1 pseudogene is annotated in these 1,197 nt (G+C 30.9%); it reads left to right on the forward strand.

Annotated elements, in window-relative coordinates:
• A pseudogene (locus H346_RS10560) lies at nucleotides 1–101 on the forward strand (IS982 family transposase); the annotation flags it as partial.
• Nucleotides 102–1,197 lie beyond the last annotated feature (1,096 nt).

The raw sequence follows: 1,197 nt of genomic DNA on the forward strand, positions 1-1,197 counted from the left end.
TTGATGTAGAACACACACTGACTAGAGGAGTGACAGGATTACAATTGAGAATTGAACAAATTATACTTGCTTATAATCTAAAATACATTGAGATTTACTAGCACCATGAGTAACTGTTTTCTACGTCTGTCGTGGATATATCATTAAAACACTTGACAAAACGATTATGTCCCTACAAACAATGCCAAACCCAACTTCATATTTTTACAATAAGCTAACATTAAATAATTAACCAACTACTTTTTATATCTATATAGTAACCACAACAAGTACTACAGAAAACGTAGAAACGATACGGAAAGTTTTCTTTAGAAGATCGTTCCCTTCTTGGATATTGTTTTTTAGCAGTACCGTATATTGGATGGATACGTTCAATCAAGAAATCAAGGCTTATAGTGCTAGGGAATTTCTCTAAAACATATGAACTTCTTTTTGCTAGCGAAACCTGTGCAGCCATTTTTTAACTGAGATTGGACCAAATATCAAGGTTTTAAAAGCAAACAGATGAAGAGCAGATTATACCTAAATTTCTATGAAAATCTTGGAATTAAAGACCTTCACAAGGAAACTGTGATAAATAATACATCCTGCGAAGCATTTTAAAAACTCAACTTTTTCATAACTTTACAGTTGTCATTGCTTAGACTCATAAATTACTCAAAACAACTTTTTATAAAATCCTAGTGACACATCAGCTAAAATTAGGACTGAGACAACATTTTTGACTCTTAACCTAAAATCTCATACCTGAAGAGACTTTCTACACCTTTTTATTGTTCTTTTTCCCAATCACTGTCTGATGAACAGTCTATTTATCTCACACTTAAAGAACTCTATATTTTCTGTAGTGGGTAATGCCACTTTAGATGTTATAGGGCTTTTTCTGTCTACTAAAAATCCCATATGACTTATAATGAAAAGTGATCAAACCATCATTTAAAAAACATCATATGAGACAAATCCATCATAACTAAACTACAAATCGGAAATAAAGACAAAAATGTCAAAATTGTAGTCGTTTTCTACTTGAATGTTCCTATTGAAATCCAAGTAAAACTTGATGATATTCCTAAAAATGCCCACATTACCAGAGAAAACAGATTAATACTAAACAAAAATCAAAAATAGCGTTATAATAGTGTTATGATAAATGAACTCACTCCAACTCATGTTAAAGAATTAAAACAAGCACTAAAA

Source organism: Streptococcus castoreus DSM 17536, assembly GCF_000425025.1.
GTDB classification, from domain to species: Bacteria; Bacillota; Bacilli; order Lactobacillales; family Streptococcaceae; genus Streptococcus; species Streptococcus castoreus.